Annotated in this window: 22 protein-coding genes and 1 tRNA gene; 12 read left to right on the plus strand and 11 right to left on the minus strand. The window is 72.2% G+C overall.

Annotated elements, in window-relative coordinates; genetic code table 11:
• Positions 1-6: 6 nt before the first annotated feature.
• The 3 genes from MET9862_RS09500 to MET9862_RS09510 all read right to left on the minus strand — a co-directional run bounded on the left by MET9862_RS09500 (position 7) and on the right by MET9862_RS09510 (position 1,295).
• Entirely contained in the window at positions 7-399 is a 393-nt protein-coding gene (locus tag MET9862_RS09500) for a phage holin family protein (protein ID WP_244612640.1), read from the minus strand.
• 117 nt (positions 400-516) lie between these two features.
• Positions 517-813 (minus strand): hypothetical protein, encoded by a 297-nt coding sequence (locus MET9862_RS09505; RefSeq protein WP_142582761.1) that lies wholly within the window; start codon positions 811-813, stop codon positions 517-519.
• Positions 810-1,295: an Lrp/AsnC family transcriptional regulator gene (locus tag MET9862_RS09510; protein ID WP_142582762.1), complete on the minus strand. Its 486-nt coding sequence runs from the start codon at positions 1,293-1,295 to the stop codon at positions 810-812. The genes MET9862_RS09505 and MET9862_RS09510 overlap by 4 nt, the downstream gene beginning before the upstream one ends.
• A gap of 106 nt (positions 1,296-1,401) precedes the next feature.
• Between MET9862_RS09510 and MET9862_RS09515 the strand changes: the two genes are divergently transcribed.
• Positions 1,402-3,795: a thiamine pyrophosphate-binding protein gene (locus MET9862_RS09515; RefSeq protein WP_142582763.1), complete on the plus strand. Its 2,394-nt coding sequence runs from the start codon at positions 1,402-1,404 to the stop codon at positions 3,793-3,795.
• Positions 3,796-3,896: 101 nt separating this feature from the next.
• Positions 3,897-4,358 carry an RNase A-like domain-containing protein gene (locus MET9862_RS09520; RefSeq protein ID WP_142582764.1) on the plus strand — a complete coding sequence of 154 codons (462 nt, stop codon included), beginning with the start codon at positions 3,897-3,899 and terminating at the stop codon, positions 4,356-4,358.
• A gap of 48 nt (positions 4,359-4,406) precedes the next feature.
• Here the strand turns inward: MET9862_RS09520 and MET9862_RS09525 are convergent, their stop codons facing one another.
• Both MET9862_RS09525 and MET9862_RS09530 read right to left on the minus strand, forming a co-directional pair.
• The gene (locus tag MET9862_RS09525) at positions 4,407-4,688 is read right to left on the minus strand and encodes a hypothetical protein (RefSeq protein ID WP_142582765.1); all 282 of its coding nucleotides are present in this window, start codon (positions 4,686-4,688) and stop codon (positions 4,407-4,409) included.
• 54 nt (positions 4,689-4,742) lie between these two features.
• Entirely contained in the window at positions 4,743-4,961 is a 219-nt protein-coding gene (locus MET9862_RS09530) for a hypothetical protein (RefSeq protein ID WP_142582766.1), read from the minus strand.
• Between the two features lie 234 nt (positions 4,962-5,195).
• Here MET9862_RS09530 and MET9862_RS09535 point away from each other — a divergent pair, with 234 nt between their 5' ends.
• Complete coding sequence (locus MET9862_RS09535; RefSeq protein ID WP_185156814.1) at positions 5,196-5,579, plus strand: hypothetical protein; 384 nt, start codon at positions 5,196-5,198, stop codon at positions 5,577-5,579.
• Positions 5,580-5,589: 10 nt separating this feature from the next.
• Here MET9862_RS09535 and MET9862_RS09540 read toward each other — a convergent pair whose 3' ends face one another.
• A complete protein-coding gene (locus MET9862_RS09540) occupies positions 5,590-5,835 on the minus strand; it encodes a hypothetical protein (RefSeq protein WP_142582767.1) in 246 nt (81 codons plus the stop codon).
• A gap of 107 nt (positions 5,836-5,942) precedes the next feature.
• On the opposite strand from MET9862_RS09540, the gene MET9862_RS09545 reads away from it, so the two are divergent.
• The 3 genes from MET9862_RS09545 to MET9862_RS09555 all read left to right on the plus strand — a co-directional run bounded on the left by MET9862_RS09545 (position 5,943) and on the right by MET9862_RS09555 (position 7,565).
• Positions 5,943-6,899 (plus strand): TAXI family TRAP transporter solute-binding subunit, encoded by a 957-nt coding sequence (locus MET9862_RS09545; protein WP_142582768.1) that lies wholly within the window; start codon positions 5,943-5,945, stop codon positions 6,897-6,899.
• 111 nt (positions 6,900-7,010) lie between these two features.
• A complete protein-coding gene (locus tag MET9862_RS09550) occupies positions 7,011-7,211 on the plus strand; it encodes a hypothetical protein (protein ID WP_142582769.1) in 201 nt (66 codons plus the stop codon).
• Between the two features lie 42 nt (positions 7,212-7,253).
• Positions 7,254-7,565, plus strand: a complete 312-nt coding sequence (locus MET9862_RS09555) for a hypothetical protein (RefSeq protein WP_142582770.1) — start codon at positions 7,254-7,256, stop codon at positions 7,563-7,565.
• A gap of 133 nt (positions 7,566-7,698) precedes the next feature.
• Here MET9862_RS09555 and MET9862_RS09560 read toward each other — a convergent pair whose 3' ends face one another.
• Entirely contained in the window at positions 7,699-8,700 is a 1,002-nt protein-coding gene (locus MET9862_RS09560; RefSeq protein WP_142582771.1) for an asparaginase, read from the minus strand.
• Between the two features lie 211 nt (positions 8,701-8,911).
• On the opposite strand from MET9862_RS09560, the gene MET9862_RS09565 reads away from it, so the two are divergent.
• A complete protein-coding gene (locus MET9862_RS09565; RefSeq protein ID WP_142582772.1) occupies positions 8,912-10,153 on the plus strand; it encodes a GGDEF domain-containing protein in 1,242 nt (413 codons plus the stop codon).
• A 17-nt stretch (positions 10,154-10,170) separates the two neighbouring features.
• Here MET9862_RS09565 and MET9862_RS09570 read toward each other — a convergent pair whose 3' ends face one another.
• Entirely contained in the window at positions 10,171-11,169 is a 999-nt protein-coding gene (locus tag MET9862_RS09570) for a pyridoxamine 5'-phosphate oxidase family protein (protein ID WP_142582773.1), read from the minus strand.
• Positions 11,170-11,199: 30 nt separating this feature from the next.
• Positions 11,200-11,811, minus strand: coding sequence for a glutathione S-transferase family protein (locus MET9862_RS09575; protein ID WP_142582774.1), 612 nt, complete (start codon positions 11,809-11,811; stop codon positions 11,200-11,202).
• A 129-nt stretch (positions 11,812-11,940) separates the two neighbouring features.
• On the opposite strand from MET9862_RS09575, the gene MET9862_RS09580 reads away from it, so the two are divergent.
• From MET9862_RS09580 to MET9862_RS09600, 5 genes are all read left to right on the plus strand, one after another.
• Positions 11,941-12,834, plus strand: coding sequence for a LysR family transcriptional regulator (locus MET9862_RS09580; RefSeq protein ID WP_142582775.1), 894 nt, complete (start codon positions 11,941-11,943; stop codon positions 12,832-12,834).
• Positions 12,835-13,084: 250 nt separating this feature from the next.
• A tRNA-Thr gene (locus tag MET9862_RS09585) sits at positions 13,085-13,159 on the plus strand.
• Positions 13,160-13,575: 416 nt separating this feature from the next.
• On the plus strand, positions 13,576-13,797 hold the full coding sequence (locus MET9862_RS09590; RefSeq protein ID WP_142582776.1) for a NepR family anti-sigma factor: 222 nt from the start codon (positions 13,576-13,578) through the stop codon (positions 13,795-13,797).
• Complete coding sequence (locus tag MET9862_RS09595; RefSeq protein WP_142582777.1) at positions 13,794-14,357, plus strand: sigma-70 family RNA polymerase sigma factor; 564 nt, start codon at positions 13,794-13,796, stop codon at positions 14,355-14,357. Before MET9862_RS09590 ends, MET9862_RS09595 begins: the two co-directional genes overlap by 4 nt.
• A 114-nt stretch (positions 14,358-14,471) precedes the next feature.
• The gene (locus MET9862_RS09600) at positions 14,472-15,038 is read left to right on the plus strand and encodes a hypothetical protein (protein ID WP_142582778.1); all 567 of its coding nucleotides are present in this window, start codon (positions 14,472-14,474) and stop codon (positions 15,036-15,038) included.
• A 281-nt stretch (positions 15,039-15,319) separates the two neighbouring features.
• On the opposite strand, the gene MET9862_RS09605 is transcribed toward MET9862_RS09600, so the two are convergent.
• Together MET9862_RS09605 and dnaJ are read right to left on the minus strand one after the other, a co-directional pair.
• Entirely contained in the window at positions 15,320-15,952 is a 633-nt protein-coding gene (locus MET9862_RS09605) for a class I SAM-dependent methyltransferase (RefSeq protein ID WP_142582779.1), read from the minus strand.
• A 169-nt stretch (positions 15,953-16,121) separates the two neighbouring features.
• Positions 16,122-17,255 (minus strand): molecular chaperone DnaJ, encoded by a 1,134-nt coding sequence (gene dnaJ, locus MET9862_RS09610; RefSeq protein ID WP_142582780.1) that lies wholly within the window; start codon positions 17,253-17,255, stop codon positions 16,122-16,124.
• Between the last annotated feature and the right edge of the window lie 158 nt (positions 17,256-17,413).

The raw sequence follows: 17,413 nt of genomic DNA on the forward strand, positions 1-17,413 counted from the left end.
CCGTCCTCAAGGGGCCTGATGGCCCTCGGCGGCGAGCTTGGCCTGCCGCAGGCTGCGCCACGGCTCCAGGTTCTTCAGGGCCATGCGGCGGGCGCCGATCACGCCGAGGACGAGGGCGATCGCCAGGAACGGGCTCGCCACGATCAGGGCCGCCACGGCCTCCGAGCCGATCAGCGCGGCGAGGAGCTTCACCGCCGCATCGAGGAAGACGAAGAAGGCGCAGATCACGAGCACCATGATCGTGACGCAGGCGGCCACCAGCCCGACCAGCGCGCGCAGGTTGCCGTCGATCTCGACCCGGGCGAGGGCGATGGTGCGGGCGGCGAGCGTCCCGGCCTCGCGCAGGGCCGCCAGCATGAGGGCGAGCATGGATCCGGGTTCGCGCACCTGCCTCGCCACGTCAAAGCCTCTCCTCACGGGTCTGCCGGGACTTGCCGCCGATGCCTGGGCCCGATGCCTGGGCCCGATTCTTGGGCCCGATTCTTGGGCCCGATGCCTGGGGCGGCAAGCCGCTCGTCAACGGCTTAGCCTGCGCCGACGTTCCTGGCGGCGCGCGGACGGGCCCCGCGCCGTGGCGCCCGCCTCGGCGGCCCTCGCTGCCGGCTCCGCCTGCCCGGACCCGAGCACCTGCGGCGCGGCCTCGTTGAGATGGGCCGGCCGGCCGTTCGGTCGGACCAGGATACCGGGAAAGAACACCGTCCCGCCGGGCGCCTCGGCGGGGGCGGGGGGCGCCTGGGCCCGGGCTGCCGCCGTGCCGAGCACCAGCCCGAGCGCGGCGATCGCTGCGCGGCCTCCCCGCATCGCGCGTGTCATCGCCCGGCTCCGTGCGGGATCGGCAGGGTGTTGGAGCGCTTCACCTGGCCGAGGGCGAAGCTCGACTCGATCGAGGCGACGCCGCCGAGCCGGGTCAGCTTGTCCTTCAGGAAGCGCTCGTAGGCCTCCAGATCCTCCACCACGATGCGCAGGAGATAGTCCCTCTGCCCGGTCATCAGGTAGCAATCGACCACCTCCGGCCAGCGCGCCACGGCCTGGGCGAAGCGGTCGAGCTCCTCCTCGCGCTGGCGCTCCAGCTTGATCGAGGCGAACACGCTGACCGGCAGCCCGACCGCGACCTGATCGAGCACCGCCACATAGCCCTTGATGATGCCGGTCTCCTCCAGGAGCCGCACCCGGCGTGCGCAGGGGGAGGGCGAGAGCCCCGCCCGCTCGGCGAGCTGCTGCACGGTCAGGCGCGCATCCTCCTGCAGCGCGGCGAGGAGGCGGCGGTCGATCGCGTCGATCGCGCGTTTTGGCATGGATGGCGCCTTTCGCGGGCATGATCAGCCAATTTGAGCCAAAACAGGCCCGCTCTACAACAGAGTTTGGGCATTTCCGCGCGTGCGCCGGTGCTATCGTTGCCTCATGAGCGATTCCCGACTGCCCTATCTGACGGCCCTGGCGCGGAAGGCCCTCTGGCTCTCCACCTGGACCATCCACAACGCCAACCACCTGCGGGATTCCGCGGATGGGCTGAAGGTGGGCGGCCACCAGGCCTCCTCGGCCTCGCTCTGCGCGATCATGACGGCGCTCTACGGCGCGGTGCTGCGCCCCGAGGACCGGGTCGCGGTGAAGCCGCATGCGAGCCCGATCTTCCACGCCCTGCAATACCTGTTCGGCCACCAGACCCGGGAGAAGCTCGAGACCTTCCGCGGGTTCGGGGGTGCGCAATCGTATCCGTCCCGGACCAAGGACGTGGACGATGTCGACTTCTCGACCGGCTCGGTCGGCCTCGGCGTCGCGCAGACGCTGTTCTCGTCCCTGGTGCAGGACTACGTCCGGGCCAAGGGCTGGGGCACGGCGCGGCCCGAGGGCAAGATGGTGGCGCTGATCGGCGACGCCGAGCTCGACGAGGGCAACATCTTCGAGGCCCTGCTGGAGGGCTGGAAGCACGGCCTGCGCAACACCTGGTGGGTGGTCGACTACAACCGCCAGAGCCTCGATGCGGTGGTGCGCGAGGGGCTCTGGGCGAAGTTCGAGACGATGTTCCGCAATTTCGGCTGGGACGTGGTCGTGCTCCGGCACGGCTCGCTGCAGCGCGCGGCCTTCGCCGAGCCCGGCGGCGGCAAGCTCAAGGACTGGATCGAGGCCTGCCCGAACCAGACCTACTCGGCGCTCGCCTTCCAGGGCGGCGCCGCGTGGCGGCGGCGGCTGACCGACGAGCTCGGCGACCAGGGCGATGTCTCGGCGCTGATCGAGCGCCGCACCGACGACGAGCTGGCCGCCCTGATGGGCAATCTCGGCGGGCACGATCTGCCGACCCTGGTCGAGGCCTTCGAGGCGGCCCGCACGCATGACCGCCCGGTCTGTTTCATCGCCTACACGATCAAGGGCCACGGCCTGCCGCTCGCCGGCCACAAGGACAACCATGCCGGCCTGATGACCCCGGCCCAGCTCGCCCTGTTCCAGCAGGCCATGCGGGTGCGGGCCGGCCACGAATGGGAGCCGTTCGAGGGGCTCGACATCGATGCCGCCGGGATGCGGCGCTTCCTCGCCGCCGTGCCCTTCGTCCAGAAGGGGCGCCGCCGCTACGAGGCGCCCGCCGTGCCGGTGCCGGAGCGCCTCGCCGCCCCGAAACAGGCGAGCCTGTCCACCCAGGCCGGCTTCGGCCTGATCATGCACGAGATCGCCAAGGCCGACGACGAGCTGGCCCGCCGCATCGTCACGACCTCGCCGGACGTCACCGTCTCGACCAATCTCGGCGCCTGGGTGAACCGGCGGGGCCTCTTCGCCAAGGAGGAGATGGCCGACACCTTCCGCAAGGAGCGGATCCCCTCGACCTACAACTGGACCTTCGCGCCGGGCGGCCAGCATCTCGAGCTCGGCATCGCCGAATCGAACCTGTTCACCACGCTCTCGGCGCTGGGGCTCTCGCACGCGATCTTCGGCGAGCGCCTGCTGCCGGTCGGCACGCTCTACGATCCCTTCATCGAGCGCGGGCTCGATGCCCTCAACTACGCCTGCTACCAGGATGCCCGCTTCCTCCTCGTGGCGACGCCGGCCGGCGTGACGCTGGCGCCGGAGGGCGGCGCGCACCAGTCGATCAAGACGCCGCTGATCGGCATGGGGCAGGACGGGTTGTCCGCCTTCGAGCCGGCCTTCGTGGACGAGCTCGCCGTGCTGATGCGCTTCGCCTTCGCGCATATGCAGGCGCAGGGCGCTCCCGAGCCCGACCCCGCGACCTGCCTGCCCGATGCCGCCGGCGGCTCGACCTATCTCCGGCTCTCGACGCGCAGCCTGGAGCAGCCCGCGCGCGCGATCGACGCGGCGCTCGCCGCCGACATGGTCGCGGGCGCCTACTGGCTGCGCAAGCCCGGCCCGAATGCCGAGGTGGTGGTCGCCTATCAGGGCGCGGTGGCGCCCGAGGCGATCGCGGCTGTGGGGCTGATGGCCGAGGACCGGCGCGATGTCGGGCTCCTCGCGATCACCTCGGCCGACCGGCTCCAGGCCGGCTGGAATGCCGCGCAAGGCTTGCGCGAGGGCGGGAACCCGGAGGCCGAGAGCCATGTCGAGCGCCTGCTCGACGCGGTGCCCACCTCCTGCGGCCTCGTCACCGTGCTCGACGGGCATCCGGCGACGCTCGGCTGGCTCGGCTCCGTGCACGGGCACCGCACGCGGGCCCTCGGCGTCTCGCGCTTCGGCCAGACCGGCACCATCGCCGACCTCTACCGGCATTTCGGCATCGACACGCAGGGCATCGTGGCGGCGGCCCAGGCCATCGCCCCGGGCCGGCGCATCCGCCACCTCCGGCTCGCCTGAGGCCGCCGAGCGCGGCCATGTCCTTCGCTATTGCCCACCTGGCGCGGAGACCGACATAGTTCGCGGCCGGACCACCGACCGCGAACCGATCCAGGCGCCGCATGGGCTACACCATAACCCCGGCGAAAGCCCTCTTCCTGATGCGGGAATCCGAGAACCACGGCGGGCATCCCTGCACCCGGCATATCGGTCTCTCGAACGACCAGCTGATGCAGCGGCTCCGGGCCGGCGACGGCGCGCGGGACGGAGGCATTCAGTATATCTCGACCTTCACCTACGAGCGCGACGCCGCCCGCGCCGCGTCGCAGGCGTTCAAGAACACCGACAAGCTCATCAGCACGCTGAACAGGAATGGAAAGGCCGAGTTCCCCGATCTCCGCGTCGATGAGGCCTTCAAGGTCCGCTTCGCCCTCGGGGGTGGCGTGCCCGAATACTACGTGAACCACGTGACCCTGGTGGTCTTCCGCACGGCCGAGCAGACGGGCGACCTGTTCTACGTGAAGACCTTCTATCCCCGTCCGCCGAACGAATTGCGGGAAGCACCTCTCCTGGGCAATACCTGAACCGTTTCCCCAGGCGGTGACCGGTTCGGCGCGCGGGAACACGCACCCTCAGACATCGGATGAGGGGTCTCCATCCGTCTCCGGACGCGTTTCGGCCTCGACCTCGATCTCCCGATCTGTCCGCAAGAGCCGGGCCCGCTCCGCCCGCCAATCGGCGAGCTGGCGCAGGGGGAGGCGCGCCTCGACCACGCGGTCCTCGTCGAGGAGGCCCTGCACCACCTCCGTGGTCGCCTCGGGGAAGCGGGCGCGGATCGCCGCTTCGATCCGTTCCAGGTGCCGGTCGCTCTCTGCGCCGGTCTCGACGATGACGTGCTTCACGATGCGGATCATGCGGGGCTCATCGCACAGGCGCGGACCCGTGTCGCCGGGACGCTGTGTCCGCCCCTACCAGTCGGCCCGGGTGCGGTAGCGGTTCCCGGTCGCGTCGACCTGAAAGCCGGCCGCCGGCGGCTGGACGCGTGCCTGCGGCGGCGCGACCGGCGGCCACCACCACTCGTCCCCGGCGATCGAGACCGCGGCACCGAGGGTGAGCGCCGACCCGAGGGCGACGGCAAGCGAGGTCGGGAGCCCCGCAGGAACCGGTCTCGGGAACAGGCGTGCCATGGACGGGCCCTCCACGGCCGCGATCGGCCGGTCCGCCGCACAGGATGCCGGGCCTGGCTTGGACGAGGCTTGCATCGGGGCCGGTGCTGCGGTCGGCGGCCCCGGCCGCCGCGCGCTGCCGGCCGTCCGGCTCCTGCCAACCCTCCGACAATCCTTGGGCAACCCTCCGGCGCTCCCCGGCGTTTCGCGCGAGCCGCGGCGCGCTGGGATGCCGCGGCGGCTGGGGATGTCCGTGTGATCAAGAAACTCTGTCTCGCGCTCGCCTGCCTCGGCGGCCTGTTCCTCGCCGCGCCGCAGGGCGCCTCCGCCCTTCCCGTCCCGACCGCGGCCGGGCTCGCGACGGTGCCGGATTCGAGCCTCGTCACGGTGCGCTACCGCCGGCACTGGCGCCGGCATCACCGGCATCGCTGGCACAGGCATCACCATCACCGACGCTGGCACCATCATCGGCGGCATCGGCACTGGCATCACCGGCACCACCGCCATCACTGGCGGCATCATCGCCCGTTGCGCTTCAGCCTGGGCCACCATCCGGGCCGCGCCCATGCGGCAGCGCCCTGGCGCGACCCGATCCGGCGGTCGAGCACATCCGGAAGCCTGACCCCGCGCCTCGATTGAGGCGGCCGCGTCAGGGCATGGCGAGCCAGAGCGCGACGATGATCGCGAAGCCGACCGCGTTGTAGAAGGCGGCCCAGTACAGGGTCAGGCGCAGGGCCCGGTTCGGTGCCCTGGCGCTGCGCGGGACGGTGCGCGGAACCAGCCCGGCCCGCGGCAGGTCCACGGGCGTCGACGTGTCGAGCCCGGCATAGGGCGCCGAGAGGAAGCGCGTGAGGCATTCCGGGAGCGGGCGCTCGGGTACGGAACCATCCTGCATACGGTGCAGGGTGGCCAATCGTCAGCCGGCGCGCAAGATGGTTCCGCAGCCCTGCGCCGCCGCCGCGTCGCACAGGCCGAACACGGAAGCGTGAGGTGGGATCCGCCATGCTGAGACGCCGTTCGCTGCTGGCCGCCGCGCTTCTCGCCACGCTCCCGCGGCACGCCTCCCGCGCCGCCGAATCCCAGCGCCTCGTGCTCGGCACGGCCACGCCGGGCGGCGGCTTCCCGGCCTATGGCGCGGCGCTCGCGGCGACGGTCGCCCAGGTCGATCCGGCGCTCGCTCTCGAGCTTCGCCCGACCGGGGGCTCCACCGAGAACCTCGCGCTCCTGAAGGCGGGCGCGCTCGATCTCGCCCTGGTCCAGGGCGAGTATGCCGAGGCGGCGCTGGCCGCCGACGGCGACAGGGCGGCCCTGCCGACCGTCGTGGCGCCGATCGACGCGGCGCCGGGCCTCTTCGTCGTCCCGGCCGCCAGCCCGGTCGCGCGGATCGCCGACCTGCGCGGCCGGCCGGTCGCCCTCGGCACGCACAGTTCCGGCCTCACCGCCATGGGCCGGACGGTGCTGCGCGGCTCCGGCCTCGATCCCGAGCACGACATCCGCCCGATCCTGCTCGACCGGGCCGGCGACGGCCCCGGGATGCTGCGCGACGGCCGCGCCGCCGCGCTCTGGGGCGGCGGCGTCGGCTGGCCGGGCTTCCGGACCATGGCGGACGAGCCCGGCGGCGCCCGCTTCTTCGGCCCGGAGCCCGGGGCGATCGACGCGATCCTGGCGCTCAGCCCCTCGCTGCGGCGCATGTCCGTGCCCGCCGGCACCTTCGCGGGTCAGGCCGGGGCGATCGAGACGGTCGGCTCGTGGAGCTTCATCCTGGCCCGGCCCGGCCTCGGCCCGGAACCGGTCGCGCGCCTCCTCGGCGCGATCGACCGCGGCAAGGCCATCCTCGGCCGCCGCATCGTGCTCGGTGCGGGCAGCGATCCGCGCAACCTCGCCGGGGCCGTGCCGGCCGGCTGGCTCCATCCGGCCACCGCCGCCTTCCTGCGCGAGACGGGCCCGGCCGCGCGCTGAGGCGGGCGTGGCCGTCGTCACGGCTGCCATGCCCTTGCCCAGGATCTCGCCCAGGATCTGTGTGAGACCTGCGAATCCCCACCGAACGGAGCCCGGACCCTGACCAGGGAATTGCTTCAGCGGAGCGTGCTCGCCGCCCTGCTCTACCTCTCGATCGCCACCGCCGTGATGGCCGTCGCCTGCGCCTTCGACTGGATGGAGCCGCTGGAGGACCAGGTGGCCGAGAGCGGTGAGGACGATCCGGCCGACGCGATGACCGCGGCCGTCTCCTCGGCTGCGCCCTCGGCGGCCTCCTGGGCTCAGACGCGATAGGGCGGCGTGAAGCCGCCGCCGGTTTCGCTTACAGAGTGCCGCATGGACAACGTCATCCGCCCGAATTTCGGCCGCAAGGCTCCCGTGTCGCAGCCGCCCGCCCGCGAGGACGAGCACGCGCTTCGCATGCTGGGGCAGGCCGGGGCCTACCTCGTCGGCCTGATCGAGGACGAGACCGGGCCGGAAGGGCCGACCTTCAAGGTCGTGGTCGGGCCCAATCCCGGCGATACGGTCGAGGCCGTCGCCGTGATGCCGGCGACGGCCGCGGGACGGGTCGATGCCGAGATGGTCGGCCTCGCCGTGCTGCGCACCCTGGAGCTCATCGCCGAGCAGGACGAGCCCGGGATCGCCTGAGATCCGGGTTCCCAAAGGCCTCGGGCCTCTGGCGGGTCCGGGGCGGAGCCCTGGTCGGCGAGGCCACCCTCAGGGCGTCGCCCCGAGACTCCACCAACGGGATGATCCCTTCGGGATCCCGGGACCCGCGCGCTCAGTAGGTCGCGAAGAGCGTCGCGATCTCGGCCGGATCGCGGGTGTCGGTGAGCGCCAGCGCGAGCAGGATGCGCGCCTTCTGCGGCGTCAGGTTGTCGGCGCTGAGGATGCCGATCTCGGCGAGCCGCGTCGTCTCGGGCACGACGCCGCTGCCGGCGCGGGTGGACTGCACCACCACGACGCCGGCCTTCACCGCCTCGGCCAGCGCCTCGGCCTCGGCCGGGGGCGTCATGCCGGGCGCGAGGCCCGCCGAGACGATGCCCCGCGCCCCCGCCGCCACGAAGGCCCGCACGGCGGTGCCATCCGCGTCCGCGTAGGCGTAGGAGATGTCGACCCGCGGCAGGGCGTCGCGCGTCCGGATGTCGAAGGGGGTGCCGGGGGCATGGCGCCGCTCGGGCCGCCGGTAGTAGCGCACGTGCTCCCCGTCGACATGGCCGAGCGCGCCGAAATCCGGCGTGCGGAAGGTCTGCAGCCGCGCCACCGAGGTCTTGGTCACCTCGCGCGCCGCGTGGATCTCGTCGTTGAGCAGCACGAGCACGCCGCGCCCGCGGGAGGCGGGGGATGCCGCGGTGCGTAGCGCCGCGACCAGGTTGAGGCCCGCATCGCTCGAGAGCGCGCTCATCGGCCGCTGCGAGCCGACCAGCACCACCGGGCAGTCCACCGTCAGCGTCAGGCCCAGGGCGTAGGCCGTCTCCTCCAGGGTGGCGGTGCCGTGGCCGATCACGATGCCGGCGAGATCCGGATGCTCCGCGACGAGCCCCTCGCAGAGCCGGACGAGCTCGCGCCAGTCGGCGAAGCCGATCCCGGGGCTCGTCACCGCCCGGAAGGGCACGGCGACGATCTCGCCGACGCTGGCCGTCTCCGGCACCCGCGCCAGGATGCCCTCGGCCGAGAGCCGCTCGCCGGTGGCCGTGTAGTCGAGGATGTCCAGGGAATCGCGCCCGAGGGAGGAGATCGTGCCGCCCGTGCCGATGAAGGCCAGCTTGGGTCGGTTCGTCATGCAATCGGTCCCGGATTGGAGGCAGAGCGCGGCACGGATCGTGCGCGTCGGCCGCGCTTGTCCCTCCAAAGCGCGGGCGGATCAACGGGCCCGATCGCGCGGGGCCGTTCGGGCGCGGCGGCGGCTACCCCCGGAGATCGGTCAAGCTTAAAGGTTGCATAACAGCAGGTGTGCAAGACCCACCCTGCACGCAGGACAGTGCCTCGACACGATGCAGTCCAAGATCGAACGCAGCCTTCGCCGTCCCTGGCACCAGCTCGCCCTGCCGCCCGTCCTCGAGGCTCTCTATCTGCGCGAGTCGACGCCGACGAGCGGACGCATCGTGCAGTCCTGGCTCGCGATCTTCATCCTGTTCAACATCCTCTCGCTGAAGACCGATTTCGACGCGTTCGGGCCGGAGCGGTTCCACATCCCCCTGATCGCGACGCTCGGCGTGTTCGTGCCGGTGGCGCTCGGCTCCATCCTCGTCCTGCGCGGCCGGCCCTCGCATCGGCGCCAGACGCTGGCAGCGCTCGTCACCGCCATCGTCGACATGGTGATCGTGCTCAACAGCGCCCGGCTGGCACCGCCCGAGCACGTCAACACCTACCTGATCTTCGCCGCCCTGGTGCCGCTCGTGGTCGGCATGATCGCGCCGATGCCGTTCCGGCACAGCCTGTGGTTCTGCGGCTCCGCCTTCCTGCTCTACGTCGCCGGCGTGTTCGGTCTCGGCTTCGCCGGCGTCGAGGCCAACGGGGTGCCGCTCCTCGTCGCGAGCCTGACCCTGGTTCCGATCAAGCTCGCCTATTCCCGGGAATGGGAGGCCAAGCGCAGCTTCCTCCTCGGCCTGCGCGAGCGGGAGCAGGCCACGGAGCTGGCCCGGGCGAATGCCCGGCTCGCCACCCTCTCGGAGACCGATCCGCTCACCGGCGTGCCCAACCGCCGCCTGTTCGACCGCAGCCTCGCCGAGGCCTGGGCACAGGCGGGCGCGCAGGGCGACCGGCTCTGCGTCGCCCTGTTCGACATCGATCATTTCAAGCTGCTCAACGACACGGCCGGCCATGCCGAGGGCGACCGCTGCATCCGCCAGATCGCCACCGTCCTGACGGCCTCCGTCAGCGCCTCCGGCGGCCTCCTCGCCCGCTACGGCGGCGAGGAATTCGCGGCCCTGCTGCCGGGCGCCGCCCTGGGGTCCGGGACGCAGATCGCCGAGGCGGCGCGCCGGGCGGTCGCCGACCTCGCCGTGCCCCATCCGGGGCTCCGGCCCTCGGCGCTCCTCACCGTGAGCGTCGGCGTCGCCGCCCTCCAGCCCGGGCCCGCCGAGGCGGGACCGGCCGCCCTGCTCAAGCGCGCCGACGACGCCCTCTACGCGGCCAAGAAGCTCGGGCGGAACCGCGTCGAGCCGCATCCCGCCCAGGCCCAGGCCGAGGCCCTTGTCGAGGCCGAGGGCGGGCTCGGCCCCCTCGCGGCCTGACGCGGCTCTCGCCCCGGTCAGGCGGAGCGGCGGGCGCTGTCCCAGGCGCCCGTCTGCGCGAGGTGCGGCGAGGCCCCGTCCTCGGGCGCCGTCCAGCGCAGGGGCAGCGCGTCCGTGCGGCGCACGACCTGCCGGGGCCGGAACCGGAGCAGCCGCTCCGCGCCCGCGAAGGCGGCGATGGCGGGATCGTCGAGCACGACCTCGGCCGCGCCCGAGAGCTGGAGCAGGTCGCCGGTCGCGAAATCGACGAGCGCGAGGCCCGCCCTCGGATTCGCGTGGATGTTGCCGAGGGTGTTGAAGAAGCCGTTGCCGGCAAAATCCGGGATCGTCAGGGTGTCGTCCGCGTCGATCCGGATGAAGCCCGGCCGGCCGCCGCGGTGGGAGACGTCGACCCGGGTGCCGTCCGGACCCGCGAAGGCGGAGGCCACGAACAGGGTCTCGGCCGCCGCGATCGCCGCCCGGGCCCGCGCATCGAGCCCGTCGAGGATCTCGGGCCGCGCGGCCGGCCCCTCCGCCGGGTCGCGCACGAAGCGGAAGCTCCGCAGCCGGATGTAGCGCGGGCAATTGCCGAAGCTCTCCCGCACCGAGACCCGGAAGCCGTCGGCGCCGGCGCGGTGCAGGATGCCGTTGAGCCGGTTCCGGCGCCGCGTGTGCAGCTCGATCCCGAGGAGCCCGATCGCGGCCCCGTCCTCCAGCCCCGCATCGGCCGGGTCGCCGGGATCGCGCGCGGCCGAGACCGCGAGCGTCCCCGGGTCGGGAGCGGAGAGGAAACCGGGGCGCCCGGCGATCAGCGTCGCCCAGACCGCGCCGGACGGGTCCACGACGCCCGCCGCGACGAAGGGCAGGAGCGGATAGAACGCCCGGTGCTGCGCGATCATGTGATCGCGGATGACGCGGGGCCCGATCTCGGCGAGCCGCTCCGCCAGCCCGGCGCTGCGCTGCAGGGCGCGCTCGCCCACGTGCCAGGTCGGGTCCGGCGGCGCGGGATCCGCCGTGATGGGGCTGGAACGGTCCATGGCCGGTCTCCTCGGTTCGTCGGCCTCGGCTCAGGCCGAGAGGCCGACCGCGCTCTTCCGGAAGGGCACGAAGCCGGGCAGGCCCTCGACCCGGGCGAGCCAGGCCCGCACCGCGGGGTAGGGGGCCAGGTCGACATTGCCCTCGGGCGCGGCCGAGACGTAGCTGTAGAGCGCGGCGTCGGCCGCGGTCGGGCGCCCGGTCGCGATCCAGTCGCGGCCGGCGAGATGCGCCTCCATCTGCCCCAGGATGGCGTGGGCCCGCTTGATCGCCAGGGCCGGGTCGAGGTCGTAGCCGAACAGCGTGACGAGCCGCGCCGCGCAGGGGCCGTTATAGATCTCGCCGGTCGAGACCGAGAGCCAGCGCTGCACCGCGGCCGCCTCCACCGGATCCTCGGGGAACCAGTCGCGCTTCCCGAACTTGCGGGCAGCGTAGACCATGATGGCGATCGAATCCGGCACCACCACGTCGCCGTCGACGAGGACCGGCACCTGCCCGAAGGGATTCAGCGCGAGGAAGTCCGGCGCCTTGTGCGCGCGCGCGGCGAGATCGACCTCGACGAGGTCGTGCGGCACCCCCGCCAGCGACAGGAACAGGTGGGCGCGGTGGGCGTGGCCCGAGAGGGGGTGGTGGTAGAGCTTCACGGTCGGTCTCCCGGCAAGGTCGGGCGGAAAGGCAGGTCCGCCGCGTCACAGGATGGCCATTCCGCCCGCCGTGGATAAGCGCCATAGTCGGCAAGGGACTATTCCGGTTCCCGGAACGGTGGCGGCGCGATGGACCGGCTCCAGGCCATGCGGATCTTCGTGAAGGTCGCCGAGACCGGCGGCTTCGCCGAGGCCGCGCGGCGGCTGAACCTCAGCCCGCCCGCCGTGACCCGGGCGGTGGCGGCCCTGGAAGCCGCCCTCGGCGTGCGCCTCCTCACCCGCACCACGCGCATCGTGAAGCTGACCGAGAGCGGCAGCCGCTATCTGGAGGATTGCCGGCGCATCCTGGCCGACCTCGCGGAGGCGGAGGCCGCGGCCTCCGGCGCCTACGCGACGCCGAGCGGCAGCCTGACCGTGACGGCGCCCGTGCTGTTCGGGCGCATCTACGTGCTGCCCCTCCTGACCGCCTACCTCTCGGATCACCCGGCCGTCGACGGGCGGGCGCTGTTCCTCGACCGCGTGGTGAACATCGTCGAGGAGGGGATCGACGTGGCCGTGCGGATCGGGCCGCTCGCCGATTCGGGCTTGAGCGCCATCCGCTGCGGCAGCGTGCGCCGGGTGGTCTGCGCCGCCCCGTCCTATCTCGCCGCCTACGGGACGCCGCGCAGGCCGGAAGACCTCGCCCGGCATCGGATCGTCGTCGCCTCCCAGACCGAGCGGCTCGAATGGCGCTTCGGTCTCGACGGCGCCACCGTGGTGCCGCTGAAGCCGCGCCTCACCAGCAACGTCAACGAGGCGGCGATCGCCGCCGCCATCGAGGGCTGGGGCCTCACCGGCGTCCTGTCCTATCAGGTCGCCGACGCCCTGCGCGACGGGCGGCTGCAGGTGGTGCTGGAGGATCACGAGCCGGCGCCGCTGCCGATCCACGTCGTCCATGTCGAGGGGCGCGGCGCTTCGGCGAAGGTGCGCTCCTTCGTGGATTTCGCGGTGGCGCGCCTGCGCGCCAACCCGCTGATCGACTGATCCGGGCTCGGCTCGCGCGGCGCCTGAGCGACGCCCAGGGCGGCCCTGCCGACGGGATCGATCGGATCGGGGACGAGGGGGCCGCGCAGGCCCGTCCGAGCCCGCTGCTTGAACGCCCGATCCCCGGCTGCTAGCTAGAGCGCTCTCCGCCGAAGTGGATGCCGGTTCGGCGATAGAGAGCGCGTCAAGACAACGACTGAGGGCCCATCACGATTGCAACGCGATCGGGAGCGGCTCTAGCGGAACGAATGCCGGTGTAGCACAGCGGTAGTGCAGCGGTTTTGTAAACCGAAGGTCGGGGGTTCGATCCCCTCCGCCGGCACCACACCTCCAGCCGTCGATCGCGGACCCGTCCGCGCCCCCCTCCATGACGGCCGGCAGCCTGTCCGATGGCACCCCCCTTTCCGGACCACGGCGCGGCCCGCAGCGGCCCGCGATCGAAGGCTCGACGGCCGTATGCCCAAGCTTTCCTCGGCAACAGGGCCTGCGCAGCCAAGCCTGATCTGAAGATCAAGCTTGACATTCCGTTACAAGAGAGCAATGCGCCGCTGAAATTCCAGTATTAAGCCGGGATGAATACGCCTTTCAGACCGCATTAAATCCGTTCCTCCTAGCAAGCGGCCCAGAGTCGATGGGCCACGCGTACCGGCCGGCCGCCCAAGCGGCCTTCCCGAGGCGGCGGGCGTGCGATCCGGCCATCCGGCCGGCGGCCTCATCGGCAAGACCTTTCGAGGCCAGCGCATGAATCACGACCCGAAGGCGGTCGCGCATGCGGCGTCCGATGCCGCCGAGCCCGTGCCGACATCGCCTGCCCGACGCGCGCGCAAGCTCGACCCCGCCGCGCGCGACCGGATCGCCCGGGGTCTGCGCCTGCTCTACGCCGAGGCCCTGATGCAGCCCGTCCCGGATACTCTGGAGGGTCTCGTCGCCGACCTCGCCGCACGCCTGGAGGATTCGCGATGACCTGCGGCCCGACCCTCACGCCCCCGGTCGATGCCGAGATGCGCGACCTGCTGCTCGGCGCCATCCCCGCGCTCCGGGCCTTCGCCTTCTCGCTGACCTACGACCTCGACCGCAGCGACGACCTCGTGCAGGACACGCTGGTGCGGGCCTGGACCAAGGCGGACAGCTTCCGGCGCGGCACGAACCTCACCGCGTGGCTGTTCACCATCCTGCGCAACCTGTTCTACTCCGAGCAGCGCAAGCGTCGGCGCGAGGTGGAGGATGCCGATGGCAGCCTTGCCGGGCAGCTCACCAGCCTTCCCGAGCAGGAGATCCACGCGGAGATGGAGGCCTTCCGCGCCGCCCTCGACCGGCTGCCGCTGGCGCAGCGCGAGGCCCTCGTCCTCGTCGGCGCGCAGAGCTTCACCTACGAGGAGGCCGCCGAGATCTGCGGCGTGGCGGTCGGCACCATCAAGAGCCGCGTCAGCCGCGCGCGCCTGCGTCTGATCGCGGATCTCGGCATGGAGGGCGCGGGCGATATCGGCGCGGACGCCATCACCCGTGCGGCCCTGGGCGGCTGAGCGCGCAGGCGCGGGCCCGTGGAGGGTTCGAAAGCGGTTCTTAACCGGTCCGTGTGAAATCTTCACACGGACCCGCAGCCGGGCGAATCCGGCACGCCTCGGACCGCGACGTCGATGAGCACGATCTCCGCAACGCAAAGCTACCAGACCTACGCGCCGCCCAGGCCGCCCTCCGAGCGGAACCGGCTGGCCTCGGCGATCGACGGGGAGGTCTCGGCCGGCACGATCAGCCAGACCGATGCCACCGCCCTGTCGAGCGCCCTCGATTCGATTGATTCGAGCCTCTCCGCCGAGCGCGGCACCGCCGCCTCCGGAACCGCCGCGCGGCTCGATCCCGCCCAGATGAAGGACCGCATCGACGGCCTGATCGACGATCAGGTGAGCGGCGGCACGCTCACCAGCGATCAGGCCGAGACCCTCAAGAGCCTCTTCGCGGAGCAGGGCGGTCGCGACGGCCCGGGCGGGCCCGGCGGAGCCGGTGGCCCGCCTCCGGGACCGCCGCCCGGCGAGGACATGACGGCGGAGGCCGCGAGCGGGACGTCGGCGGACAGCTCGGCGACCGACCTGCTCGCGAGCTTCATCCAGCAGCTGCAGGCTTCCCAGAGCGGGAGCAGCTATGCCGCGGGCGGCACGGCGGGCTCCGCCCAGGCCTCGGCCCTGCTCTTCGATTTCAAGGCGTGATCACAGGTTCGGCCTCCGTTCGATCCCGTCGGGAGAGCGGATGCCGTCTTCGCTCAGACGCCGCGCGGGCTTGGTGATACGGAGCCCGCTCTGATCCAGCGGAGTCTGGATCAGAGCCTGTTCGAGCGGGATCGACGGGTCGTCATGCAGAGACTTGGCTGATCCCACCAAACCCCCTCATCCTGAGGTGCGAGGCCTCCGCTTCGCTCCGGCAGCTCAGGAGGAGGTCGAGGCGGGGATCAGCCGCGTGAACACCGGCTCGATCCGGCTCAAGCAGGCTCTCAGGGGCGGCGATAGACCCAGACGCGGGCCGGCGGCAGGTTCAGCCAGACGCGGTTGGAGCGGTCGGCGGTGTAGCTGCCGGCCTCGCAGCGCGCCGGGATCGGCGGCACCACGGCGTAGGTGAACTGCACGAAGGGCGCGCCCGGCTGCATCAGGTCATGGGCCGTGTTGAGCAGGTCGAGGCGCTGCTCCAGCGGCTTGGTGAAGAGCGGCAGGCTCGAGATGGTGGCCGCGGCCGGCTCGGTCAGGTGATGCTGCAGGGTGCGGCGGATGTCGTAGGCGTCGCCCTGCACCACGGTCACGCCCGGGAAGCGCCGGGCGAGCAGGCGGCAGAAATCCGGGTTGAACTCCACGAGGATCAGCCGTTCGGCCGGAATCCCGCGCCGGATCAGCGCCTCGGTGACCGGGCCCGTGCCGGGGCCGAGCTCGATCACCGGGCCCTCGCGGCGCGGGTCGACATAGGCCGCCATGGTGCGGGCCAGCATCTTGCCCGACGGCGTCACCGCTCCGGTGACGAGGGGCCGCTCGAACCAGGAGCGCAGGAAACGCGCCTCGTCCTCAAGCGGCTCGCGCCGCTTGTCCCCCAACCGCGCGACCCGAGCTCTGGCGCTGGTACGATCGAAGGGGGGCAAGTCCGGGCTTCCCTGATCTCGTTGTGATGGTGGCAGGACGAGGCTGTCATACAGTCAAGGCGACGGCCCCGCTAGGGCGGGACCGCGCGCTTCCGGCCAAATGCGATAACCGGGCGGGCCGGATTTGGATCCGGGCCGCCCGCGGTTTCCGTGCGGGCGCCCGCGGGCGTCAGGCGCGCGCGGCGCCGAAGAAGTCGCGCACCTTCGAGAAGAAGCCCGCGCTCTCGGGGTGGTTCTCGTCGGAGGCGGTCTTGTCGAACTCCTGCAGCAGCTCGCGCTGGCGCTTGGTCAGGTTCTGCGGGGTCTCGACGAAGACCTGGATGTAGAGGTCGCCGACCTCCCGCGCGCGCAGCACCGGCATGCCCTTGCCCTTGATGCGGAACTGCTTGGCCGTCTGTGTGCCGGCGGGGATGCGCACCTGGGTCTGCGAGCCGTCGATCACCGGCACGGTGATCTCGCCCGAGAGCGCGGCGGTCACCATCGAGATCGGCACGCGGCAGAACAGGTCGGCCCCGTCCCGCTGGAAGAAATCGTGCGGCTTGATCGAGAGGAAGACGTAGAGATCGCCCGCCGGCCCGCCGCGCAGGCCGCTCTCGCCCTCGCCGGCGAGCCGGATGCGCAGGCCGTCATCGACGCCCGCCGGCACGTTGATCGAGAGCGTGCGCTCGCGGTTGACCCGGCCGGCCCCGGCGCAGGCCGTGCAGGGATCGTCCACGATCTCGCCGCGGCCGTGGCAGTTCGGGCAGGTCCGCTCGATGGCGAAGAAGCCCTGCGCCGCCCGCACCCGTCCGTAGCCGCCGCAGGTGGAGCAGGGGCGCGGCTTCGAGCCGGGCTTCGCGCCCGAGCCCGCGCAGGTCTCGCAGGTGATCGAGGTCGGGATGCGGATGGTCTCGGCCTTGCCGGTGAAGGCCTCCTCCAGGCTGATCTCGAGGTTGTAGCGCAGGTCCGCCCCACGCTCGCGCCCCGGCGCGCCGCCGCGCCCGCGCTGGCCGCCCCGGCCGTCGCCGAAGAAGTTGTCGAAGATGTCCGACATGAAGTCGCCGAACTCGTTGCCGAAGCCCGGGCCGCCCCCGCCCTGGCTGAAGGCCGCATGGCCGAAGCGGTCATAGGCCGCGCGCTTCTGGCCATCCGAGAGGCACTGATAGGCCTCGTTGATCTCCTTGAACTTGATTTCGGCTTCTTTGTCCCCCGGGTTGCGGTCGGGGTGATAGGTCATGGCCAGCTTGCGGAAGGCGACCTTCATCTCGCCCTCCGTCGCCGTCTTCGTGACCCCCAAGATCTCGTAATAGTCCCGCTTCGACATCCCTGTCCTCAAGGTCCCTCGCCCGCGCGCCGCGGGGGCGGGCGGCCTGCCGATTCGTCCGGTCGATTCGGTCCGGATCTATCACGCCCGCGCGGATTCGCGGGTGCGGCACCGTCGCGGCGGCGCCCGCACCGAACCCTCGCGCTGCGCGGCTGACG

Origin of the sequence: Methylobacterium symbioticum (assembly GCF_902141845.1) — a bacterium.
Classification (GTDB): domain Bacteria; phylum Pseudomonadota; class Alphaproteobacteria; order Rhizobiales; family Beijerinckiaceae; genus Methylobacterium; species Methylobacterium symbioticum.